This window comes from Microtetraspora niveoalba, assembly GCF_001570405.1.
GTDB lineage: Bacteria > Actinomycetota > Actinomycetes > Streptosporangiales > Streptosporangiaceae > Microtetraspora > Microtetraspora niveoalba.
The window spans coordinates 1-22,999 of the sequence record NZ_BBYM01000013.1 but is presented as its reverse complement, the minus strand read 5'-3'; the positions used below and the strand labels follow the sequence as shown (position 1 = coordinate 22,999).

Sequence of the window (22,999 nt, the reverse complement as noted above, 5' to 3'; positions counted from 1 at the left end):
GCCTTCCGTCATTCATGGAGGAGATCATGGACTTCCGGCTACTCGGTGAGACGGCGGTGCTGGCGGGTGACGGCACGTCACTTGATCTCGGCCCCCGAAAGCAGCGCATGGTGCTCGGCGCGCTGATGCTCAGGGCAGATGAGACCATCGACATCGAGCAGCTCGTCGACGTGATCTGGCCGGAGGCCACGAACAGTCGCGTCGCCGTGAGCAGCCTGCATGTGTATGTGTGCAGGCTGCGCCGGATCCTCGAGCCGGGTACGGAGCGGCGTGGCGACTACGAGATCATCGCCAGGCGCTCCAGGGGCTACCGCCTGACCGTCCGGCAGGAGTCCCTGGACATCGGACGGGTGCGCATCCTGGCACAGGAGGGCCGCAAGCTCTTCGCCGCGGGCCACAGCGCGCAGGCGTCGGCCTATCTGCGCAAGGCGCTCGCCGAGTGGCGCGGGGCGCCGCTGAAGGATTTTCCCGACGGGCCATGGATCCGTGACGAGGCGCACTATCTGGCCGAGTTGCACAGGAGCCTCATCGAGGACGCGGCGGAGGCGGATCTGGCTCAGGGGCTCGGCCCTGTGCTGGTCCCCGAACTGGGACGGCTGCTGGCGGCCTTCCCGTATCGGGAGCGGCTGCGTGTGCTCACCGCGCACGCGCTCTACCAGGCGGGCCGGCAGGCGGACGCGCTGTCCCTCATCGCCGAAGGACGCAGGCAGATGGCCGAGGCCTTCGGTCTCGACCCCGATCCCCGCATCCGCGTGATGGAGGATCGGATCCTGCACCACGATCCCTCGCTCACCCCGCGGCACGTAGTGCGACTGCACGGCGGCAGCTGTGCGAGGGGGCGGCGTCAGGCGACCACCAGGCTCACTCCGAAGGTGTTGGCAACGTCGCCGCAGAGGGGCACTCTGCCGACGACGAAAGGGGCGCTGTCATATGTCGCTACCTGTTTCATCCCATGACGTCGTGGTGGTACGCGAGGCGGAGACCGAGATCCTCGCGACCGCCCAGGTGACCGGGCGACTGTATGCCGACAGCAGTCAGGTCGGAGGAGCTCTCAGCGCTCAGCGGATCACCCTGGGGCAGGGAGCCTCCGGAGCGTCGCCGCACCATCACACCAGGGCCAGCGAGCTCTTCTACGTCCTGCAGGGGGCGGCCGAGATCCTCACCGGAGAACGCGTCCTCACGGTGGAGCAGGGAGACCTGGTCGTGGTCCCGCCCCGCGCCGTCCACGCCTTCGCCGCCGCCCCCGGAACCGAGGCCGATCTGCTGATCGTCGTCACGCCCGGAATAGAGCGCTTCGAGTACTTCCGCCAACTGCAGCGCGTCGCCAAGGGCGAGGCCGCCCTGGAGAGCATCCTCGAAGCCCAGGACCTCTACGACAACCACTTCGACGAAAACCAGGTCTGGCAGCAGCACCTTCTCCGGCGCGCACCGGATTTTCGGGCTTGATGGTGTGATGCAGTTACCTGCCTAATCGGTGGGTTCGGCCCGTACCCCGAGCGGCTGCGACAGCAGTTCGAGGGCATGATCTGGCGGTTCAAGACGGGCGCGCAGTGGCGGGAGATGCCGAAGGAGTTCGACGCCTGGTCGACCGTCCACAACCGCTTCCGGCGGTGGAGGGACACCGGCGTCGAACCGTCCCGCGCTCGCCCTGGCCGAACAGCCGCGCCCCGGCCACGCCTACCTGACCAACCCTGAGACCTCTTCCCCTGGCGAGCTGATCTGGCATGACTTCGAGGTCGCGCGTACTCATCTCGGCCCGGAGGTCGAATATGTGGATCCGGACGAGGGTGAAGTCGTGCGCTACTCGCCTCTCGAAGAGATCATGAAAGTCTTGCGCGAGCACGTGAACGTGCTGCTTCACTGACCGCCACGAGCCGGAAGATGCCTACCCGATCGGCTGACCCTCGCGTAGGAGCGCCAAGAATGGCGATCACACTTTATCGCCAGAATCATGCGATCGAATTGTAGAACTCGATGGCGACTCCGATGGCGATAAGGATTCCTGCATACGCGTCAAGTGGGCTGGGACGTGTCCAGGGTGAGGGCCTCTCTCTTTCCTCTCGATTCCCGCTCCCTCCTGTTGGCGAAATCATCCACGCCACTCCTCCTCGGAGGCTGTGAACAAGGCACGTTGGAAACGCGATATACGCAAATGCGCCCAGTGGCGCAGCTATGCCTCTGACGATGTCAGAGCCAAATTGATCGCCTGCGACATATATCAGGAAGGCTGCCGGTCCGCCGACGCCGAGGACAAATAGCCACGCAAGGGCCCGCCATGCATGCGCCCAATAAGCTTCGTGTCGGGACCATTCTTTCGGATCCAGTTCCTTGATAACCGTCTGTCTGGACTCGCTAGGGTCACTTGCTGACGCGATCAGTGAGAGAGGCCCGGCTAATATTCGGGCCAAAGCGGCGCCGGGATCCCAGAGGTTCACGCATATCCGATCAATCGCGATCGTTCATGCCGTCAATGACCGAGACGATCGCCACTATCCACGCCGGATCCCGGGGAACCTATGGATCCCCGCGCCTCCACGCCGAGCTGGGGGAGTTCGGGGTGCGCATCGGGCGCAAGCGGGTGGCCCGGCTGATGCGCGCCGCCCGGCTTGAAGGAGTGTATCGGCGCCGCAGGCGTGGACTGATCCGTCGTGACCCGCAGGCGATACCACCGCATGATCTGGTCAAGCGGCCATCACAACGAAGGACCCCGGGAGATCTCTCGGGGTCCTTCGGCGTACGGGCGCGGAATCGTTCCACGGGGCACGGCGGGGGGCCAGGTAGCGCCGGTGCGGGTCTCGATGATGCGGATGAGCAGCAGGGCGAGCCGGCAGAGCGGGATGCGTGCGCGGGCTATTTACATACATAATGCATGTATGTAAATTTGGCGCTGATTCTTGAGCCGGAAGAGCGAAGGGGCGGTCATGCGGGCGATGCGGCAGGCGGCGTGGGGCGAGTCGGAGCCCTTGGAACTGGTGGAGGTGGAGGCGCCTCGGCCGGCGTTCGGCGAGGTGCTGGTCAGGGTGCGCGCGGCCGGGGTCAACCCGGTCGACGTGTACACGCGGCGGGGTCAGGCTTACAACACGGCGCTCGAACTGCCGTTCGTCAACGGCTGGGACGTGGCGGGCGTGGTGGAGGAGATCGGCTACGGCACCACGCGGTTCCAGGTCGGCGACACGGTCTTCGGAATGCCGTGGTTTCCCCGGGCGGCGGGCGCCTATGCCGAGTACGTCACCGCCCCCGCCCGCCACTTCGCCCACATGCCCGAGGGCCTGGGCTTCACCGAAGCGGCGGCGCTGCCGCTGGCCGGGCTGACGGCGTGGCAGATGCTCACCGAAGTCGCGGGCGTGGGCCCGGCGCAGCGGGTTCTCGTGTCGGGCGCCGCCGGAGGCGTGGGGCACCTGGCGGTCCAGATCGCCAAGGCGTACGGGGCTTACGTGATCGGCACCGCCAGCGCGGCCAAGCACCCCTTCGTACGCGAGCTGGGCGCCGACGAGGTGATCGACTACACCAGGGTGGACGTGCCCGCCACACTGCGCGACGTGGACATCGTCATCCAGATGTTCGGCGGCGAGGCCGCTCTCAGGGCGCTGGAGTGCCTCCGGCCGGGCGGCGTCCTCGCCTGCGGGCAGGGAGCCTGGACCCCCGGGCTGCACGAACGCGCCCGGGAGCTCGGCGTACACGCCGTGACCTACCTGGTCGATCCCGACGGCGCGGGGCTGGAAGCGCTGGCCACCCTTGTGGGCGAGCGACGGCTCAAGGTGCACGTCAACGCGGTCTACCCCCTGGAGCAGGCGGACAAGGCGCACGACCTGGTCGCCACGGGCCGCACCACCGGCAAGGTCGTGCTCGCCGTCGCCTGAACGAGCGTACGAACGAGAGCAAGGAGAAGAATGTCCGAGAACATCGACGTCGTACGGGCGTACGCGGAGGCGAAGAGCCGCGCCGACGTGCCGGCGGCCCTGTCCTACTGCCACCCCGGAGCCGTCTTCGAGACGATCGCCTTCCAGGCCGTGGCGAACGGCATCGAGGAGGCCGCCCGGCAGTTCACCGGGTTCCTGCGCGCGTTCCCCGACTATCACGTCGACCTGGACTACCTCGTGGAGGCCGGTGAGCTGGTCATCGGCTCCGGGACGATCCGGGCCACCATGAAGATGAGCCTGGCCGGCATCGAGCCCACGGGCGGCACCTACGCGCTGCCGTTCGCCTGCCACTGGACCGTGCGGGACGGCCTGATCGCCCATGAGAGGTTCTTCTTCGACTTCCATCAGATGTGCGAGCAACTCGGACTGTCCACCGATGCCGCCGCCGACCGGTTCGCGGCCTGGCGGAAGGCCGCGTGATGACGACGTACGTCCTCGTTCACGGCGCCTGGCACGGCGGCTGGTGCTGGCGGCAGGTGGCCGCGCGACTGCGGGAGGCCGGGCACGAGGTGTACACCCCGACTCTGACCGGGCTGGGCGAGCGGGCCCACCTCGCGAGCCCGGACATCGGCCTGCGGACCCATGTGGACGACATCACCGGCCTGCTGACGTGCGAGGACCTGCGGGAGGTCGTCCTCGTCGGGCACAGCTACGCCGGCCTGGTCGTCCGCGAGGCCGCCGACCGCATGCCCGGACGCGTCTCCCAGATCGTCCTGGTCGACGCGTGGGCGGGCCGCGACGGAGAGTCGCTGGACGATCTGGCCCCCGAGTTCTTCCGCGAATGGGTCGAATCCGTCACGGTGGACGGACTTCTCGCGACGCCTCCGCCTGCCATGGTCGGCGTGACCAAACCGGAGCAGGTTGAGTGGCTGGAGGCGAAGCTGACTCCCCAGCCACGGCTGACGTTCTCCGAGCCGACCCGGCTGACCGGGGCCGTCGACGCGATCCGGTGCCGCACGGTGCTCTGCTCACCCAAGGGCCCGATGCCGTTCGCGCGGCTGGCAGGCGAGCACGGCTGGCCGGCCACCATCCTGGACGTCGGCCACGACGCCATGGTCACCGCCCCGCGCGAACTGGCGGACATCCTGCTGGGGGACGCCTGAGGTGGCCGATGTGAAGATCGGCTACCTGCTGCCCACGCGTGACGAGGCCGTACGCGGCAATGACGACCTCGGTCGGCTGGTCGGCCTCGCACGGCAGTCCGAGGATCTCGGGCTCGAGCACGCCACATCGTCGTCCGGCTGGTCGCCGACGACCCCCGCGCGGCATTGGCCCGGTTCGCCGGGTACGTCCTGCCACTGCTCCGTCGGTGAGAGACTGGCGTTCTCCTATTCTCTGAGCATGCTTTGAGCAGATGCTCTGAGCAGGGCGAGAGAAGGGATGGCGAGGTGGCGGGGACCACGAGCGTGCGACGCAGTCAGCAGGAGCGCACCAGGGCGACCACGGGCACCCTGCTGGCCGTTGCCCGTGAGCTCTTCGTCAGCGACGGGTTCTCCTCCACCTCACTGGACGCGATCTGCGCCCGCGCCGGCGTGACGCGAGGAGCCTTCTATCACCACTTCAGCAACAAGGAACACATCTTCCGGGAGGTCTACGCCGCCGATCAGAAGGAGCTCGGCATGATCGTCCGGCGGGCGTTCCAGGCCGAAAAGGATCCGTGGGACGGGATGGCCGCCGGCTGCAGGGCCCTGCTGGAGGCGTCCCTGGAACCCGCCGTACGCCAGATCACCCTGGTCGAGGCGCCGGCCGCGCTCGGCTGGTCGGTCATGCGCGGCATCCAGGCCGGATGCAAGGAGCAGATGCGGCGCGGGCTCGGCATCGCCGTCGAGGCGGGATGCATCCCCGCCCGCCCGCTGGCTCCGGTCACCTCGCTGCTGTACGGGGGAATCTGCGAAAGCGCCCTGGACATCGCCCGTGCCCAGGACCAGCACACCGCCCTGGAAGACTCGCTGACCCAGCTCGGCCTGGTGCTCGCCGGCATCGCGGGACGCCCGCGGCCGGGGTGCGCACACAAGAACGCCGCCGGCGACGGCCCGACGCCGGAAGCGAATGCACCTGACCGTCCGGAATGATCCAGCCGGAGTGGTCCCTCCAGGGCCGGTAAACGTGGTGGCGCACGCACTGCGGCATCTGGCGCGTCTTCTGCACAGCGATCCCGTGGTGGCGGCAGCGTTCGCGGAGACGCCGGCCGTCACCTGAGGGCTGCGGCGGCTGCCGTCCGAACTGGTCACAGCCGGGCTGTCATCGTCAGGGTGAGAGCGGTCAGCGCGGCGAGCAGGGCCCAGGCGGGCGCGAAACTGCCGGTCAGGTCCGTGAGCAGGCCGAGCACGGGTGGCGCCAGGATGACCGCCACCTGGTTGACGGCCATGGCCAGGCCGAGGGCGAAACCGGTATGGTCCGGCGGCGCCGATTCGGCGGCGTAGGCGACCCAGGGGCCGTACCAGCCGATTCCGAAGAAGCCGAGCCAGATGAAGACCAGGCAGGCCGCGACGGGGGAGCGGCCGATGGGGGTCGTCAACAGGGTCGTACCGATGATCACGGCGGCCAGGCATGTAAGGACGCAGGCGTAGCGGCCGGATCTGTGGCGGTCGCTCCAGGCCGCCAGGCAGATACGGCCCAGCGCGCCCGCGCACTGGACCGCGACGTAGACCAAAGCCGCCGAGGCGGAGGCCATGGACGTCACCTCGTGCAGGTACAGCACGGTGAGGACGCCCACGCCGCTGTGCACCGACACCATGCTCGTACCGGAAAAGATGATCTTCTTCATGTACGGTCCGCGGAGCAGTTCCAGCCGCACGCGGGACGTGGTCGGCATTGGGCGTCGGTCCGGTGGGCGGTGGTAGAAGGCCATGAAGGCGACGGCGCCTGACAAAGCGACGAGCGCGCCGGCCACGAGCGTCGACCGCCAGCCGAAGGCCGTCGCCAGTGAGGGAAGTGCGAAGGCGGCGAGGACGCCCCCGAGCGGGAGCCCCGCCTGGCGGATACCCATGGCCAAGCCACGCTGCCGGTGTCGAACCAGGACGCCACCGATTTACTGCCGCCCGGCTGAATGGTGCTGTACCCCGCACCGACGATCAGCAGGACGACGAGCAAGGAGACATACCCCGGGGCCGCGCTTCCAGCGGCCAGCGCGACGGCGACCACGAGAGCACAGATCCCGACGACCCAGCGTTCGTCGTGGCGGTCCAGCACTCGTCCCGCCACGAGTAGCCCGGCTAGAGGAAGTAGCTGAGCCGCCGACAGCAGCAAGCCCAGTTGGGTCGTGTTCAGCTCCAGGTCTCGTTGCAGATGGACACCCATCGCGCCGATGCCCTGCACGAAGAACGCGGCCGCGGCCTGAGTGAAAGTCGCAACCCCCAGAATGACCCAGCGGTATTGCGATGTCTTCACGGCTTCCAGCACAGCAGGGGATCGGGGTGGTCGGAGAAGCCGAGCTGCCGGTAGAGCGGTTCCGCCTCGCGGGAGGCGGTGAGGTCGACCCGTACGGCGTCGCGGTCGCGGAACCAGTCGAGCAGACCGAGCATGATCGCCCGGCCGTGCCCGCGCCGCCGGTACGACGGGTCGGTGACCATGCCGATGACGTGGCCGATCCTCCCGTTGCGGGAGTGGGGGCCGGGGAACCACTGTTCGATCGTGCCGATGCCGCAGGCGGCCAGGCCGGTGTCGCCGTCCACGACCAGGATCTGGCAGTCGGGTTCGGTCAGCTTCTGCTTGAAAATCCGTACGAGCGTGTCGTGCCAGTCGTCACCGGCGTTCGCGGGGTTGAAGAAGTCGCCGCCGAGGTCGTCGAAGAGCAGTGCCCGGAGGCGGACGAGTTCCGGAATGTCGGTTTCTGTTGCTGTTCGGGGCATGACGTACAGGCTGATGTAATGAGCTTGTGCACCTCAACCCTTACGGCGCGGACGTGGTGAACTTCGCCGCGGAACTGGCGAACCGCCCGCCGGTGAGCGCCGACGAACTCGCCGACCGCTGCCGCACGGCCGGTCTGGTGCTGGAACGCCCCGTCGAACCGTCGGATCTCGACCAGACCCTCGCCGTCATCGACGCCTGGACGAAGGTCGTCGACGCCACGGACGAGCATGCGAAGGCCGAGTTGGTCAACGAGATGCTGGCACGGTCGGCCGCCTACCCCCGGCTGACCGACCACGCCCATGGTTGGCACCTGCACTATCGCGACGACCTGCAGCCGCTCGGCGCGGTGCTGTTCGCGCTGATCTCCGTGGGCACGGCGATGCACCTCGTCAGCCGGGGCATGGACCGGCTCGGACGGTGTGCTGCCGCCGGTTGCGAGACGATCTTCGCGGACACCTCACGCACCGCACGGCAGCGTTACTGCTCCCATCCGTGCGCCAACCGGGACGCGGTACGCCGCCACCGCGCCCGTCAGTCCACGTCCCCCACCCGACTTGCCGGCGGGCGACGGTAGCCGGCGTCGTCGGCCGGCAGCTCGTCGTGGGTTCCGGTGGCGATCGTGCGGCCGTCCTGGAGCACGGCCAGGGGGTGGTCCTTCAGCGTGCGGGCGCGGGATCGTTCCGCAAGGACGCCGAAACGGCCGGGCTCACCTGGGAGAACGGGGCCAAGAGCATTCCGCGTATGTTCCGCGAGTGGTGGCATGCGGCTGCTTCCGGCCGCGTTCCGCTGCCTGTCACGTCAACCATGATCAGACGAGGAACCGTACTGGACCCATGGCGGGTTCGCCGGCAGCGGCGACTCCGGTCATGAGACGGGACATCGGACAAGGGGGAGCCGGGGCGGCTGCCCCGGCTCCCTGGATGGTTCTCGGGCGCTCCGTCAGGTGGCGGAGACCGCGGATCCGGCGGGTGGCTGTCAGGTGGCGGACACCACGACGTCGTCGGCCTTGACGAACATCACGCGGTGGCCGAACTGGATCTGGTAGTACTTCAGGTTCCCGCGGACCACCGTGTGCCGGGACGGGTCCAGCGTCACCGCCCGGTAGTACTCACCCACCGCTGTCAGGCCGACGGTGTAGCGCTGACCCGCGGGGAAGGTGTACTGCAGCGGGGAGATCGCCTGGTAGGGCACGTCCGCGGGGTAGGCCTCCGCCTCCGGATACGCCCTGCCGTACATCGGGACGCTCGCCAGGCCCGGCTTGGGCGTCACGATCAGGCCCTTGGAGGGCACCGCGGTGGGCTGGGAGGCGGGGTTGTGGAACCACGCCTTCTGGCCGAGGTACCAGATCGCCGTCCAGTCGCCCTGGCGGTCGGCCACGGCGTAGCGCTGGCCGGTGGCGGCGCGGGCGCTGTGGTCGTAGACGCTGTAGAGCGAGTCGCCGGTCGGGTGCTTCCCGATGTCCTTGACCAGAGGGGCGTCCTCACGCGGCTCCGTGCGCAGCCAGATCGACGCCGAGCCGTGCGGCAGGCAGGCGGCCTCGGGGTTCTCCTTGTCGCAGCCGTAGTAGTACGGCTGGTTCTTGTCGTAGTCGGGAAGGATCATCACCGACTCGGTGGTCGGGCCGCCGGTGCCGTGCAGCGGGTGGCCGAGAAGCTGGAAGTAGTGCGCCCAGTCCCAGAAGGGGCCCGGGTCCTCGTGCATGCCCTGCACGGTGGACGCGATCGTGCCGGGCACGTTGTCGTGACCGATGATGTGCGCCCGGTCGAGCGGGACGCCGTAGCGCTTGGCCAGGTAGCGCACCAGCTTCGCCGAGGTACGGTACATCGCCTCGGTGTACCAGGCGCCGCCCGTGCGCAGGAAGCCCTCGTGCTCCAGGCCGATCGACTTGGCGTTGACGTACCAGTTGCCCGCCTGCCAGGCGACGTCCTTGGTCTTGACGTGCTGGGCGATGTGCCCGTCGACGGAGCGCAGCGAGTAGTGCCAGCTCGCGGGTCGCGCGGGGTTCTGCACCAGGTTCACGGAGGGGCCGAAGTAGCCCTCCATGTCGTGGATGACGATGTACTCGATCTGCTGGTTGACCGGCCGGTTCGACAGGTCGTGGTTGCCGTAGCTCCCGTTCGGCAGGGCCTGGTAGGGGGCGGGGATCCACTCGCACGAGATCGTGGGCGGGCACTCGACGCCGTCGCGGACGGGCCGGCGCAGGCCGAGCTTGTCCAGCCAGCTGTCCATCTTCCGCAGACCAGGTGCCGCCTTCAGCGCGACCTTCTGGCCGTCGTCGGTGACCCGCTCGGCGCCAGTCTCGATCGTGGCGTAGACCTCGTCGGCGAAGAACCTCGCGGCGTCGGCCTCGGTGGCGCCCGAGTAGCGGGCCACCGCGCCGTACCACTGGCCCGGGTCGTCGCTGAGCGGCGCGCCGAGCTGCTTCTGGTAGTCGGCCAGCAGGGCCGCGCCGCCGCGGATGTTCGCGGCCGGGTCGGCGCGCAACTCATCGCGGCTCGCGCCGGTGAGCTCGGCCGCCTTCTCCAGCGTCCTGAGCGAGATGGGGATCTCGGCGGGCGCCGGGGTCTCCTCGGGGGCCGAGAGGGGGCGGCTGTCGTCGCCGCGGGGGTCCTCGGCACCGTCGACGTGGTGGTTCTCGGTCGTCAGCGCGGCGGCGTCGGTGAGGTGCATCGGACCGTAGCCCGCGGAGTTGCTCGGCAGGCCCGCGTTGGCGTCCCAGCGTGACTCCAGGTAGGACACGCCGAGCAGGACGCTCTCGGGCACCTTGTAGGCCTTGGCGGCCTCGGCGAAGGCGGCCTGCCGCTCGTCGGGAGCGGCCTGTGCCGCCGAGGCGGATTGGGGGAGGGAAAGGCCGCCGACGGCCACGATGGCCGCGGCCGCCAGGCGGAGGGGGGACGATCGTCGCACGAACGCTCCTCGGCTGGGGATCCGGTGCAGACAGACTGCGAAGCGGAGATCGCGATGTCAATAAGTTTCTTCATATTGGCGACAGTTAGCGAAAAACTTCTTCACGATGGTGGGTCGGTGCCGCCGCGCCCGGGTGGTGCCGGGTCGGCGCCGTCAACCTTGATCAGTCGTCGGTGAAGCGCGAGGTGGCTCCCGAGAGACGGTTGAAGCTGTCGGGCTCCGGGCTGCGCCGACGCCGACGCGGATGCCGGGTGAGGCTGTAGCCGCCGACGCCGGTGACGGCCGCGATGGCACCGCCGGCGGCGGTCCAGGCCCAGCGGGTCGACAGGTCGGGGAGCCAGTCCCAGCTCCAGCCGATGCCCTTCTTCTCCTCGGCCGCGACCGGCGGCGCCGAGGTCTGCACCGTTCCGGCGGCGACCGGCTGGGTCAGCGGGGTCTTGAGCTCGCCGCCCTCCGGCTGGGTGTCGTCGCTGTCATGGGCGGTGATCCGCATCGCCACCTGCATCGGCAGGCCCAGATCCTGCTCGGGCAGTTCGGTGACGGCCAGCCGGACGTAGTAGGTGCCGGGCAGCGGGTCACCGGACCACGGCTCGGCCCAGGCGCGGACCTGCCGCAGAGTGCAGCCCAGGGTGACCGACGCGGCGTCGGCCTTGGCGGTCGGCGTCTGGGCGCCCGCCGTACAGGCCTGGCGGCGGCGGAGCCCGTCGAAGACGTCCACCGCCCAGCTCGACGCGCCGTGCCGGGAGGCTCTGGGCGGCAGGGTGACGGTGATCGCGACCTTGTCGGTCCGCCCGGCTACGGAGGTGAACGACCAGTAGAGGTAGTCGCCGATGGAGCCGGCCAACTGCACCGGCTGTCCGGGCTGGACGGCGGTCGCGGTGAGGAAGGAGGATCCGGCACTGGTCACCGGTGCCAGGCTCTCCGACGGGGACGGCGCCGGCGAGGCGGTGTCGGCGGCGGCCGGACCGGCAGAGAGCAGCAGTGCGGCCGCGGCGACGGACAGCGCCCCAGCACAGCGGTGGACGAAAGTTGTACGCATCGTCAGTTCTCCATCCAGATCGCGACCCGCCAGCGCGCCAGCCAGCCGAAGACCAGGCCACCCACCAGACCGGCGAGGGCCAGCAGGCCGAGCAGCCCCCAGCCGCGGCCCAGGTCCGGGCCGTCGGGGGCGGGGGAGGAGTCGACCAGGCCGACGGTCAGCTCCAGCGGCATACCGGGCGTTGCGGCGGTGGTGGCGGTGGGCGAGGAGAAGGAGTTGCTGACCACCAGGCAGACGGTCTGCTCGGGAGCGTCCTGCTCGGCGGACCAGCGCAGGCCGGTGGAGAGCACATCGGTGCGGCCGCTGCCCGCGTCGGTGCCGCGGACCAGCTCCCGGCCGTCCTGGGAGACGGCCCGCAGCAGCACGCCGTAGTCGCGGTTGAGCGCGCGGTCCAGGGAGACGCTGACGGAGGCCCGCAGCTCCTGCCCGTCGCGTACCTGGACCCGGTACCAGCGGTGCTCCTGGAACTTCTCCCGGTCGGTGTAGGCGCCGGGGCCGAGGAGCGGGGCGCGGGTGCAGTTGTCGGTGCCGTCCACCTGAGCCGCGGTCTGGGTGTAGGTGGTCGCGGCGCGGTCCACCAGCTGGGTGATCCGGTTCCTCAGCTGGGTCTTGCTGGTGACGGCGGTATAGGTGCCGCCGGTGGCGGAGGCGATGCAGGTGAGCTGCCTGCGCACCTTGTCGTTGAGGGTCAGGCCGAGGGTGTCCACTACCAGGTGGGTGCCCTGCGCGGCGAGCTCCCGGGCGACCTCGCACGGGTCCGGCGGGGCGCAGGTGTCCTCGCCATCGGTGATCAGGACGATTCTGCGGGTGGTCTCGCCGGTTCCGAGGTCCCGAGCGGCGGCGCGCAGCGCCAGGCCCACCGGGGTGAAGCCGGTGGGGCGCAGGGTGGCGACGGCGGTCTTGGCCTCCAGCTTGTCGATCGGGCCGATCGGCACCAGCTGCTGGGTGTCCCTGCAGCCCACGGCCTTGACCTTGCCGGGGTAGGTGGCGCCGAGGACGCGGATGCCGACCTGGGCCTCGGCGGGCAGCGCGTCCAGCACCTCGTTGAAGGCCTGCTGGAGCACCGAGATCCGGCTGCGGCCCTCGATGTCGCGCGCCCGCATCGAGCCGCTGATGTCGAGGACCAGCTCGACCTTGGGCGGTTCCTTCGGGGTGGTCTCGTCGGCGTGAGCGGGGGGCGAACCGAATATGGAGAGGGCGGCCAGCATGCCGAGCAAGGCAGCGGCCGGGCGTCGTCTGATGATCATTCGGCGTATCCTAGTGATCATCAAGATTGCACGGATCACCGTCCTCGCCCGGCCTTGACGGCAGCCTCGGATACGCGCCGCGACACCCGGCCGCTGCCCGCAGGCTCTGCGCGATCATGGGCTTCGCCGTAGACGGAAGTGCGGAGGATTATCACGAGGTCGGGCTTCAGATTCCGTTCGTGCGCTTCATGCCGCGAGCCGCTCCTTGACGCGCCTCCTCCCTGCCCGACGCGTGGCGGAGTCCAACGCCGTCATGTCACTTCCGCCGTGCTTCCGCGGCCTGTCTGAGGCAAGGGGCCGCAGGCCAAGGCCGGGTCTCTTCATCGTTGTACGCGATGATGACGGCGACTGGCACGCTCGGCTGCTCCTGACATGGGGCATAACTCTTGTACTGGCGTAGTGGGACAGTGGCGTTGGTCGATCTGTTGGCCGGTCCTTCTCTCGGGTTCCTGCCGCTTCTCACACTGGGCCCCACCTTCGCGTCGGTCTCCGGCAGCGTTCGGCGTACCGCCGCCGTGGGTGCGGTCGCGCTTGTGATCTGCCTCCCCCTGGCGTACTACAACGGCTTGCTCTTTCGATGGCAAAACAACGTGACCATCGCGATCATCTTCAGCGTGACCGCGGCCAGTGCGCTCGCCAGTCGACTACGGCTGAAGCGAGAGCGTGAGCTGGCCAACGTCAAACTGGTTGCCGAAGCCGCCCAGCGCGTGCTGTTGCGGCCGGTGCCGCGCAGGGCCGCCGATCTTCGTATCGCCCTTTCGTACACGTCGGCCGCCGCCGAAGCCCAGATCGGGGGTGATCTGTACGAGGTGGTGACCACACCTCACGGTGTACGCATGCTCATCGGGGATGTGCAGGGCAAGGGCCTGGAGTCCGTGGAGACGGCCGCCTGGGTGCTCGGCGCTTTTCGCGAAGCGGCGTACGACGAGCCCGAACTCGCGGAGGTGGGGGATCGGCTGGAGGCGAGCTTGGCCAGGCATCTGGGTGGGGAGAAGTTCGTCACGGCGATCGTGGCCGAAGTTCACGACAACGAGATCTCATTGCTCAACTGTGGCCACCCTGCACCGTTACTGATCGGCGCGGATGGCCGGGTCAGTGTCGCGGAGCCTCCAGAGGATGGGCTCCCGCTCGGGTTGTCGTCCCTTGACTCCGACCGGCCCAAGCCGTATCGGGTCGCGTTCGGTGAAGGAGATCGGATCCTGTTCTTCACCGACGGGGTCGTCGAGGCCCGAGACCGCGCCGGGACCTTCTATCCTCTCCTTGAGCGCGCTCCGCTCCTCCTGGCCGATGATCCCCAAAGTGCGCTGGACGCGCTGCGCGCGAACCTGGTCCAGCACACCGGAGGCCCCCTGCTTGACGACGCGGCCATGCTCTTGATGGTCCGCAGGCTTGGTGAGTGAGTTCCTCCTGCCTGCGGGTTCGACGCGGCGCCCGAGGGGCACTGAAGGTCAGCGATCGCCGCTACCTCTCGGAGGGGTCGATGGCCCAACTCGCCACCACGACCGGCGGTCTGCACGGAGATCTGACCGAATCGCTGGCGCCGACCGCTCTGGCCGCGTCATAGTCACAACGTCTCGACACAACTCGCCGGCCTCACATGATCGGCTGGAGTTACACCACTCAACGGGACGTGACCGGCGCTCGTGACTGCATGCCCTTCTCAATGTTGCCCGTGGCACCGGAGATCACTCGGCTGATCGCTGCGCGAGAGCGTGGAGCAGGCGGCCAACCCAGCTGCTCTAGAGGTACCGTGTGTGCTCCGGCAGCACCGGCGTCGCCGGGCTCCTGGGGTGGGTGGTCGCGGTGCGGTAGAACTCGGCTGCGGTGACGGTGGCGGGGACGCCGAGTTCGGCGGCGACCGCAGTGATCGCGGTGGCGCCGACGGCGAGGTCGGCTTGGCCGTCGGTGGTGAAATACGGTGCGATGAACGTCTCGTAGTGGGCTCGGGCTTCGTCTGCGGTGTGTCGGCCGAGGAACGTCCGGATGTGCCGCACTGTGGTGTCGGGTTCGTTGTGGATCACCTGCAGGGCGCGCCGGTGGGCTCGTACGACGGCCTGGACCGCGGGGCCATCCGGGTGAATGTAGGTGGGGTCGACGGCCACGCCCACGGTGGGGATCTGGAAGTGGTCGCCCACCCAGGCCAGCACCTGCCAGCCGTGCTCGGCGGCTATCGCTTCCGGCGCCATGGTGCTGCCGACCAGGGCGGCGTCGATCCTGCCGTCGCGCAGCCAGCGCAGGTCCATGCCGTAGTCGCCGGGCGAACGGACGATGGTGTGGACGTCATGGTCCGGATTGAGGCCGACCTGGCGCAGCACGATCCGGGCGAAGCACCCAGGTGCGGTGTGGGGGGCGTGTACCGCCAGCCGTCGGCCGGCCAGGTCGGCCAGGGAGGTCAAGCCGGGGCAGGCGAGGAACCAGAACAGCGGGCGGTGGGTGTTGACATTGAGTGCGACCCAGGGGATGCCGTCGACCAGTCGGGACAACAGTGCCCGGCCGAGCCCGATGGTGGCTCCGTGGCGCAGCCACTGCTCACTCCGGGAGCAGCCGTCGCGCAGCGCGACGTGGACGCCTTCGTCGGCGTAGTAGCCCTGCTGGTCGGCGATGTAGGTGACCAGTTCCTCGTGCAGGCCCCGCCCGACGTAGGCGAGATCGATCAGATACATGAACGTTTTTCCTTGATCCTGTCACGGGCCCCGGGCGTGGAGGACCGGGGCGTCAGTACATGAACATCCCGCCGTTGACCGCGGCCGTGGTACCGGTCATGAAGGCGCTTTCCTCGCTGGCGTAGAACGCGACCGCTTGGGCGACGTCGCCCGGGTGTGCCAGGCGGCCCAGGGGAGTAGCGGCCACCTGCCGCTGCTTGTGCTCCTCGTCGAGCACATCCGCCATGCGGGTGTCCTCCACCGGGCCGGGCTCGACAACGTTGACGGTGATGCCCCGCGGGCCCAGTTCCTGGGCGAGGTACCGGGCGAACTGCGCCAGTGCGGCTTTGGCCGTGCCCAGTGCGATCATGCCCTCCCGGGGCCGGCGGCTGAGGCCCGTGCCGAGATAGATGATGCGTCCCCAGCCCTGTTCGGTCATGGCGGGCAGGACGGCTTTGGTGACCGCGACCGCCGCACGCATCTCGTCGTCGAGCTTGCCGCCCAGTTCTTCCCACGTCATGTCCTGGAACGGCTTGATCACATATGGGATGAGCGCGTTGTGCACGAGCACACTGATGCCGCCCCATGCCGCCTGGACCTGCTCGATCATGCTCTCGACCGCCGCTGCCTCGCGCACGTCGGCCCGTACGGCCATGGCCCGGCCGCCTGTTGCCTCGATGCCGCTCACGACCTCCTCGGCTGCCGTGTCGCTGTGGAGGTAGTTGACCACCACCCGCATTCCTCTCGCGGCCAGAAGGTGTGCGGTGGCCGCTCCGATTCCGTGGCTGGCCCCTGTCACCAATGCCACCCTGCCGGTCGCCCCAGCCACGGCCCCCTCCTGTTCGTCATCGCGGGCTGTCGGCGAATGACCGCCCGGAGTTGTTCATCGTGTGTTGAGCGGGTCGCCCCGTAGAGAATGGTGTCGACGGGCGCTCCGTGGCGGATCGGCCGCGGTCCGGCGAGTTCGCGCGGTAGCTGCGAGGTGGGCAGCCGCTCCGACGAGCCGCGGGTGATCTCAATCAGCGGCTCAGCCGGGCGCCACCAGAGCCCTCGCCGATGCCCGTCCCGGAACAGCTCGTCGAGTCGCCGGTAGACCACTGTGCCCACACGCTGCTCCACGTACTGGCGCAGCATCGCCCTGTTTCGTCGCGGGCTGAGCCGCGCTGATCCGCCTGGGCTTGCTGCCTGCCGTGATCAGGAACGTTGTGCCCAGACACCGAACGGCTGCCCTTCTACGTCCTCGGCCGCCAACACCAGCGTGTGCTCACCGCCGCGGACTGCCGATCCAGCACTGGCAGGCTGCGCCTCGCCGGAAAATGACGGTGGATCCTCTTCTTGCTCATCCCGAGCTCACGAGCGAGATCGTTCATGCTCACCCGCGAAACCTGGCGTGAAGAACGGCTATGACTCCATCTCCACGCTATCAAGGCACCTTCCAGGCTTGTGGGGCTATGTGACCGAATGCCGTGATCCTGGCCAGCCGGAAGCGGGCCGAGGCAGGTGCTGTGGTGGGCGCGGGCTTTCGACGCCGACCTGGGTGGCAATGCCATGGCGGTCGGTGCCGGGCCAACAACGGCCTTGTCGCTGGCCCGGGGGGCGACTCCGGCGCGAGGTGGTATCCGACCGACACCACCGTGGCGCCGCTGTGGTGGGCCAGGTGCCTGGCCAGCGGCTCGAAGGAGTGGTTGGAACCCAGGCACATGCCGCCCCCGTGGAAGTAGACCAGCACCGACGCGTGCTCGTCGCGGGTCGGGCGGTGGACGCGCAGCGGGATCTCCCCCCACGGCGCGTCGATCAGATGGTCCTGGGTGATGGCCATGACGGGCAGATCCGCGGGCAGCGGCATCGCCTCCATGGCGTGGCGGATCGCGGCGACCGTGCGGACACCGTCGAGCACCATGCGGAAAGCCTCCCGCTGCCCGAGCACGTGGCCCCGGTGGCCGCCTACCTCACCCACCCCTCCTGCCAGGTGAGCGGCGAGGTCTTCAACGCCGCGGACCGGCACCCTCAACCGGCTCGCCATCGTCACCACCCAGGGCATCCACGAGCCCGGCCTGACTATCGAGACGGTAACCGAACGGTTCGACGACATCATGGCCCCCACCCCCGAGGCGCGGCCGGAGACCATCACCGCACCAGGTCGCCGCCGAGCATCCCGACGCCCCCGCCTACTCCGACCCGACGGAGGACGGCTGGAGCACCGCATTCCGCCTGATTTCCGACGGGGTGTTCAGTTGTGGACTTCTCTTGATCGTCTCCGTGGTCTGTCCTATCGGCGATCAAGTGATCTACCACGTGCGCGGGTCGTACACAGGCCGGTGGCCGAACCATGCTGAAGTCCGCTGGTTGGCGGTGGGGGGACCCGTACACGCGAGCAAACAACGAGCAACCAACGGGGGCCTGCTTCTCGGGCCGAGATCCGCCCGGCATCGAGAAAGCGCAGGTCAGAAGCCATATTCACTGATCAAACTGAGTAGGGCGGGTGGGACTTGAACCCACGACCCACGGATTATGAGTCGCCTTGATCAATGCCAACCTGTGCCTCGGCGTGCCGATTTTTATCCGTCCGTCCGCAGTTGTCCCCGCTGATGTGCCGTGCTGTGACGGACCGTCTCTCCCCGTGTCGCGTACACACGAGCAACCACCGAGCAACCATCCCAACGATGGCGCGAGCAATCATCGAGCAATCATGCTTCCTTGGCCATCGACGTCGCGCGCCGAGTGTCGTAAATATCCGTCTGCCCTCTCAACTGTCTCGAACGTATTTTCTAGCCTGGAATAACGGCTGAGCAAATTACAAGTTCCGGTTGAGCTGGATAGGGGAGAAGTCGCCTGCTGTGTTGTGAGCCGCAGGCTTGATGCAATTCTGTCGGTGGCGGATCGTACGCTTGGCCTGGCAGTCAAATGGTGTCATCAGAATAGGAAGGTGATCTACTGTGAGCGACCGGCCGTCTTCCCCGAAAGCCACCGGCGGAGCAGGGACGATCTTCGAGTACCAGCTCGCGGCAATCATGTTCAGTCGGCTTCTGCGGGGAGCTCACGTCCCTATTGGTATTCAACTTCCGCTCGACCGGGTCGGGCTGCAGCAGCAAGTTACGGGCCACGATCTGGATGACATCGTCGCCTACAGTTCCCCGGCCCCGAATGGGCCGCGTATCCAAATGCAGGTCAAGCAGAAGATCAACATTCGCGGCAAGGACCCAGATTTTGTCAAGGTCATGGCGGCAGCACTTCGTGCCATCCGGGGGCACCAGAACAGCATCGCGGACGGCACCCTACGCCTGGGCCTGGTGGCGGGCGAGCCGGCCGGAGAGGTGAAGGAGCTGAGGGAGGTGGCCGAGATGGCTCGCGCAACGCCAGACCATCTGGCATTGCGCGCCTTGCTGGAAGAGAACGTCACCAGCAGCAAAATCAGGGGTCGCCATGGCCACATCGTCACCGCCGTCGCCGCTGCAGCTTCCACTCATGATCTAGATGAGGCAGCGGCTCTCGCGCATCAAGTGCTCAGTGCGCTGCACGTTTGGCAAGTCGACCTAGGCCCCGATGGGCGTGATTCGCGAGCGGAAATAGACCAGCTTGCGGCGGCAATTCCGGAAGGCTTGCGTGCCACCGATGTATTCGCGCACTTGTGCCAACTGGCCCAGGAGTACGGTCCTCGAGCTGGCCAAATAGACGCGAACTCTTTGCAACGCGCGCTTCGGAGTAGGTTTGGTATTCAGTTCGACCTGAATGATGAGCCCGTCGCAGGCTCGGCATCAGGGAATGCCGAAAAGACCTCAAGCATTTCGATCACTAACAACGGATCGGGCCCTACCTGGGTCGCAGAGAGTCAGAGTTTCCAAAACATCGACTTCCGCAGTCTCTGAGCATCCCGAACAACGAACAACATCCGATCGACATCAGAGGTGACCCCCCAATGAACAACCTTCCCTCTACTGATCTCCCCAGCTCGGCTCGCGAAGACCGTGTGTGGCCCGTGGTGGCAGAGTCTGATCACTCCGGCGAGGCCTCAGCCATGTCATCTACGGCGGCAGGCGAGGGAGTTGCGGTACCTCCGCCTGGTGCAGTCACTCCGGAGGTCTCCGTTGTGGTCAACGGAGAAAGAAACACCACGTTCGCCGCCGTAAGGCAACAGTTCCACACTTACTACGGCGACCACGTTGAGCCTCTTCCTGTCCCTGACGAAGACCTCGCGGCATGCAGGGAAGGGCGCTTCGTGCCACCGAGTGAGGGATGGGAGAAAGCTCGACAGAAACTCGGGGACCACGGAATCGTCGTACTCCTCGCCCCTGCTGGGAGTGGACGTCGTACGGCCGCCCTGCGGCTCCTGCTCGACCTTTGCCAGGCCTCCAAGCTGTACGACCTGGAAACCGCCTGGACGCAACCGCACACGAAGCACCTGCAGAACATCCCGGCAGGCGGCTGCTTGTTGGACATGTCCGAACCCGCAGAAAAGCAGCCAAAGGCGGACTTCGGTAGGGCTCTCCTCAATTGGTCGGCAAACCGGAAGCAGCACGACTCCTACCTAGTAGTGATCACCACGGAAAGCGCATGGAGCGGTCCATGGGCCGACGAAGCTCGCAGCGTCACGGTGACACTCGGTTCTCCTGATGCCAAGACGCTGGTGGAGCGCGAGCTATGGGCACATGGCGCAATGCACCGCCACGCCATTCTGGACGAGGAGGTCTTCCAGCCCATCTGGCAATCGGCGCCAAGAGCGGAGGATGCCCGTCGACTCGCCAAGATGATCGCCACCTCCGATGACGCTGATCCCCGGCGCATCTGCGACGAGTACAGCGGGTGGACGTCCTGGTTTGAGAACGACTTCCCGGATGATCTCTACGACAGGGCGGTCTTCTGGGCGGGTGCCTTGTGCGACGGAGGCCGACGTGAGTCTGTGCTGCGAATGTCAGACGCTCTTCTCACCAATTTGGGGGATTCACGGACCCCCAAAGCGATCCTCAGCGGCACGATCTCATCCACACGTTTCGCCAATGCCAAGATGAAAGAGGATGGAGAGCGCGTCCGGATCGCCCCGGAAAACCACGGGCTCCCCACTGCGGCCCTTCACCACTTGTGGGACGAGTTCCCCACGCAGCGAAAGCTCCTCACAGAGTGGGCTGTGACACAGGCCACGGAACTCCGAGAAGACGATGCGACCCGTGTCGTCGATGCCCTCGTCGAGCTGGCGGTCCATCATCGCGACGGTGAAATACTCAAGCAACTGCGCGACATACTTGCGCCGCGGCGTCGTTCCCTGGCCGTCCGCGCGCTCTCGGCCGCCACACTTGACGAACGCTTCGGCTCCTATGTGCGCAGCCGCCTCTACACCTGGCTGTATGGCTCACCTGGACAGCAAGTGATCAACCTTGTTGCAGAGGTCTGCGGCGGCTCATTCGGACAAGCGATGCCCGAACGCGCCCTGGTGCGGCTCTGCCTCGCATCCCAGAACTCGGCATACGGCAGCGAGGCACTCACCGGTGCCCTCGTCGCCCTCGCACAGGCACATCCGCTGAAAGTACGAAGCGCGGTCTCTGCGTGGCTGACCGAAGATCGTTCCCGTCGCGCAGGATTGGTCGCGTTCATAGCGCTGGCGTCCACCGCCACCGGCGGGAAGCTGCTGTGTGGAGAGAACGGGAGCGAGCTGGAAAACCAGGCCACTCGGCTCACCATCACCGACTGCCTCCGTCAAGCTTTGTCCGATCCTGACGCGACCACCACGGCCGATGCCATCATTAGCCTCGGGCTTTCGCGGTGAATTTCTCCGAGGTTGATCGTTTACATGAGAAAAGCGCCTCTGAACTGGGAGGATCGGGCTTGTCGAGAGTCCTGTCCGCGCCAATTCAGAAGGCACTTTTCACGTGCAGACTATCGGTTCCCAACGCAAGATCGTGGTCTCCGCCGATGGAGCGGGACTCGTCTCCCAAGCCGGTGGGCTTCTCCTGCTGGAGACACTGCGGGTCACCGGCCTGAACAAGGCCCTATCAGCCCAGTTGGAGCGATGGCGGCCACCACGGGCCGTCCACGATCCCGGCAAGGTCATCACCGACCTGGCCATCAGCCTGGCTCTCGGCGGGGACTGCCTGGCCGACATCGCGATACTGCGCTCTCAGCCGGAACTGTTCGGCCATGTAGCCTCCGACCCGACCGTCTCCCGCCTGATCGACCGGCTCGCTGCCGACCCCGCCCGGGCGCTGAAAGCCATCCGCGCCGCACGTGCCGTCGCCCGCCGGCAAGCCTGGACCCTCGCCGGACAGCACGCGCCCGGCACAGACGGCGAGCTGATCCCCATCGACATCGACGCCACCATCGTCATCGCCCACTCCGACAAGGACCAGGCCACGCCGACCTGGAAGAAGACCTTCGGCTTCCACCCGATGACCGTCTTCGCCGACCACGGCGCCGACGGGGCCGGTGAGCCCCTCGCCATCGTGCTACGGCCAGGCAACGCCGGTTCCAACACCGCACTCGATCACATCGACGCCACCCGGCTGGCACTCGCGCAGCTCCCCAAACAGCGCCGCCGCCAGGTGCTGATCCGCACAGACTCCGGCGGCGGCACCCACGAGTTCCTCACCTGGCTCACTCGCCCAGGACGGCGGCTCGCCTACTCCATCGGGTTCACCCTCACCGACGACATCCAGCAGGCGATCCTCACCTTGCCGCCCGATGCGTGGACACCCGCCTACGACGCAGACGGCAAGGTCCGGGCTGGTGCCTGGGTCGCCGAGCTGACCGGCCTGCTCGACCTTTCCTCCTGGCCGAAGGGGATGCGGGTCGTCGTGCGCAAGGAGCGGCCCCATCCGGGCGCGCAGTTGCGCTTCACCGACATCGACGGGCACCGCTTCACGTGTTTCATCACCAACACCCGGCACGGTCAGCTCGCTGACCTGGAGTTACGCCACCGTCGCCGCGCCCGCTGCGAGGACCGCATCCGCGCCGCCAAGGACACCGGCCTACGCAACCTGCCCTTGCGTGACTTCACTCAAAACCAGATCTGGGTGGAGATTGTCGCGCTGGCCTGTGAACTCCTCGCCTGGACGCAGATGCTCGCCCTACACGGCACTTCCGCTCGCCGGTATGAGCCCAAACGCCTGAGGCTGCGCCTGTTCGCCGTTGCCGCCCGGCTGGTCCGTGGTGGTCGGCGCCTGCGCCTGCGCATCGCCGCGTCCTGGCCCTGGGCCAGCCAACTGGTCGCAGCCATTACCCGGCTCCAGGCACTCCCGGCCCCGACCTGACCAGCACAAAGCCACCCCGACGATCAGGGAAGGACACCTTGAGGGCCCGTGGAACCCCGCTCACCCGGCGCGATAGCCGGGCCGCCAGGTTGACCACGGCCCCGATTTCAAACTCCAGCCGAACCGCTCAGCCAGCCACCGGATAGACGTGAAA

At 67.6% G+C, this 22,999-nt stretch carries 19 protein-coding genes and 3 pseudogenes; 14 read left to right on the top strand and 8 right to left on the bottom strand.

Annotated features, from left to right (window positions below):
• Positions 1-26 precede the first annotated feature (26 nt).
• The 9 genes and pseudogenes from AWQ70_RS13375 (at position 27) to AWQ70_RS13345 (ending at position 5,992) form a co-directional block, all read left to right on the top strand.
• Positions 27-956 (top strand): AfsR/SARP family transcriptional regulator, encoded by a 930-nt coding sequence (locus AWQ70_RS13375; protein WP_169808657.1) that lies wholly within the window; start codon positions 27-29, stop codon positions 954-956.
• Between the two features lie 4 nt (positions 957-960).
• Complete coding sequence (locus AWQ70_RS13370; protein WP_218004519.1) at positions 961-1,446, top strand: cupin domain-containing protein; 486 nt, start codon at positions 961-963, stop codon at positions 1,444-1,446.
• 24 nt (positions 1,447-1,470) lie between these two features.
• Positions 1,471-1,629, top strand: a pseudogene (locus AWQ70_RS41160) (transposase); the annotation flags it as partial.
• A gap of 841 nt (positions 1,630-2,470) precedes the next feature.
• Positions 2,471-2,689 (top strand): annotated as a pseudogene (locus tag AWQ70_RS41980) (IS3 family transposase); the annotation flags it as partial.
• Between the two features lie 232 nt (positions 2,690-2,921).
• Positions 2,922-3,860, top strand: a complete 939-nt coding sequence (locus tag AWQ70_RS13365; protein ID WP_067175087.1) for an NADP-dependent oxidoreductase — start codon at positions 2,922-2,924, stop codon at positions 3,858-3,860.
• 30 nt (positions 3,861-3,890) lie between these two features.
• Positions 3,891-4,340 (top strand): ester cyclase, encoded by a 450-nt coding sequence (locus AWQ70_RS13360; RefSeq protein ID WP_067175085.1) that lies wholly within the window; start codon positions 3,891-3,893, stop codon positions 4,338-4,340.
• Complete coding sequence (locus AWQ70_RS13355; protein WP_067175080.1) at positions 4,340-5,023, top strand: alpha/beta fold hydrolase; 684 nt, start codon at positions 4,340-4,342, stop codon at positions 5,021-5,023. Before AWQ70_RS13360 ends, AWQ70_RS13355 begins: the two co-directional genes overlap by 1 nt.
• 10 nt (positions 5,024-5,033) lie before the next feature.
• A complete protein-coding gene (locus AWQ70_RS13350; protein ID WP_157530050.1) occupies positions 5,034-5,270 on the top strand; it encodes a hypothetical protein in 237 nt (78 codons plus the stop codon).
• Positions 5,271-5,326: 56 nt separating this feature from the next.
• Entirely contained in the window at positions 5,327-5,992 is a 666-nt protein-coding gene (locus AWQ70_RS13345) for a TetR/AcrR family transcriptional regulator (RefSeq protein WP_067175494.1), read from the top strand.
• 155 nt (positions 5,993-6,147) lie between these two features.
• Here AWQ70_RS13345 and AWQ70_RS41155 read toward each other — a convergent pair.
• Positions 6,148-7,220: pseudogene (locus AWQ70_RS41155) on the bottom strand (MFS transporter).
• 86 nt (positions 7,221-7,306) lie between these two features.
• Positions 7,307-7,771, bottom strand: coding sequence for a GNAT family N-acetyltransferase (locus AWQ70_RS13335; RefSeq protein ID WP_067175073.1), 465 nt, complete (start codon positions 7,769-7,771; stop codon positions 7,307-7,309).
• A gap of 26 nt (positions 7,772-7,797) precedes the next feature.
• Between AWQ70_RS13335 and AWQ70_RS13330 the strand changes: the two genes are divergently transcribed.
• Entirely contained in the window at positions 7,798-8,346 is a 549-nt protein-coding gene (locus AWQ70_RS13330; RefSeq protein ID WP_067175070.1) for a CGNR zinc finger domain-containing protein, read from the top strand.
• Between the two features lie 401 nt (positions 8,347-8,747).
• Here AWQ70_RS13330 and AWQ70_RS13325 read toward each other — a convergent pair whose 3' ends face one another.
• The 3 genes from AWQ70_RS13325 to AWQ70_RS13315 form a co-directional block, all read right to left on the bottom strand.
• Complete coding sequence (locus AWQ70_RS13325) at positions 8,748-10,679, bottom strand: N-acetylmuramoyl-L-alanine amidase (RefSeq protein WP_067175068.1); 1,932 nt, start codon at positions 10,677-10,679, stop codon at positions 8,748-8,750.
• A gap of 163 nt (positions 10,680-10,842) precedes the next feature.
• Positions 10,843-11,718 carry a peptidase gene (locus AWQ70_RS13320; protein WP_067175067.1) on the bottom strand — a complete coding sequence of 292 codons (876 nt, stop codon included), beginning with the start codon at positions 11,716-11,718 and terminating at the stop codon, positions 10,843-10,845.
• Between the two features lie 2 nt (positions 11,719-11,720).
• A complete protein-coding gene (locus AWQ70_RS13315; RefSeq protein WP_067175065.1) occupies positions 11,721-12,965 on the bottom strand; it encodes a VWA domain-containing protein in 1,245 nt (414 codons plus the stop codon).
• Between the two features lie 413 nt (positions 12,966-13,378).
• Here AWQ70_RS13315 and AWQ70_RS13310 point away from each other — a divergent pair, with 413 nt between their 5' ends.
• Positions 13,379-14,365 carry a PP2C family protein-serine/threonine phosphatase gene (locus AWQ70_RS13310; RefSeq protein WP_245646936.1) on the top strand — a complete coding sequence of 329 codons (987 nt, stop codon included), beginning with the start codon at positions 13,379-13,381 and terminating at the stop codon, positions 14,363-14,365.
• Between the two features lie 339 nt (positions 14,366-14,704).
• On the opposite strand, the gene AWQ70_RS13305 is transcribed toward AWQ70_RS13310, so the two are convergent.
• From AWQ70_RS13305 to AWQ70_RS13290, 3 genes are all read right to left on the bottom strand, one after another.
• Positions 14,705-15,628: an ABC transporter substrate-binding protein gene (locus AWQ70_RS13305; protein WP_067175061.1), complete on the bottom strand. Its 924-nt coding sequence runs from the start codon at positions 15,626-15,628 to the stop codon at positions 14,705-14,707.
• A 52-nt stretch (positions 15,629-15,680) separates the two neighbouring features.
• Positions 15,681-16,436 (bottom strand): SDR family NAD(P)-dependent oxidoreductase, encoded by a 756-nt coding sequence (locus AWQ70_RS13300; RefSeq protein WP_067175060.1) that lies wholly within the window; start codon positions 16,434-16,436, stop codon positions 15,681-15,683.
• A gap of 594 nt (positions 16,437-17,030) precedes the next feature.
• Entirely contained in the window at positions 17,031-17,564 is a 534-nt protein-coding gene (locus AWQ70_RS13290; RefSeq protein ID WP_218004516.1) for an alpha/beta hydrolase fold domain-containing protein, read from the bottom strand.
• 979 nt (positions 17,565-18,543) lie between these two features.
• Here AWQ70_RS13290 and AWQ70_RS38830 point away from each other — a divergent pair.
• From AWQ70_RS38830 to AWQ70_RS13280, 3 genes are all read left to right on the top strand, one after another.
• Positions 18,544-19,473, top strand: a complete 930-nt coding sequence (locus AWQ70_RS38830) for a hypothetical protein (protein ID WP_157530048.1) — start codon at positions 18,544-18,546, stop codon at positions 19,471-19,473.
• Between the two features lie 221 nt (positions 19,474-19,694).
• The gene (locus AWQ70_RS13285; RefSeq protein ID WP_157530047.1) at positions 19,695-21,365 is read left to right on the top strand and encodes a hypothetical protein; all 1,671 of its coding nucleotides are present in this window, start codon (positions 19,695-19,697) and stop codon (positions 21,363-21,365) included.
• Between the two features lie 103 nt (positions 21,366-21,468).
• On the top strand, positions 21,469-22,845 hold the full coding sequence (locus AWQ70_RS13280) for an IS1380 family transposase (RefSeq protein WP_084516523.1): 1,377 nt from the start codon (positions 21,469-21,471) through the stop codon (positions 22,843-22,845).
• The last annotated feature ends 154 nt before the right edge of the window (positions 22,846-22,999 follow it).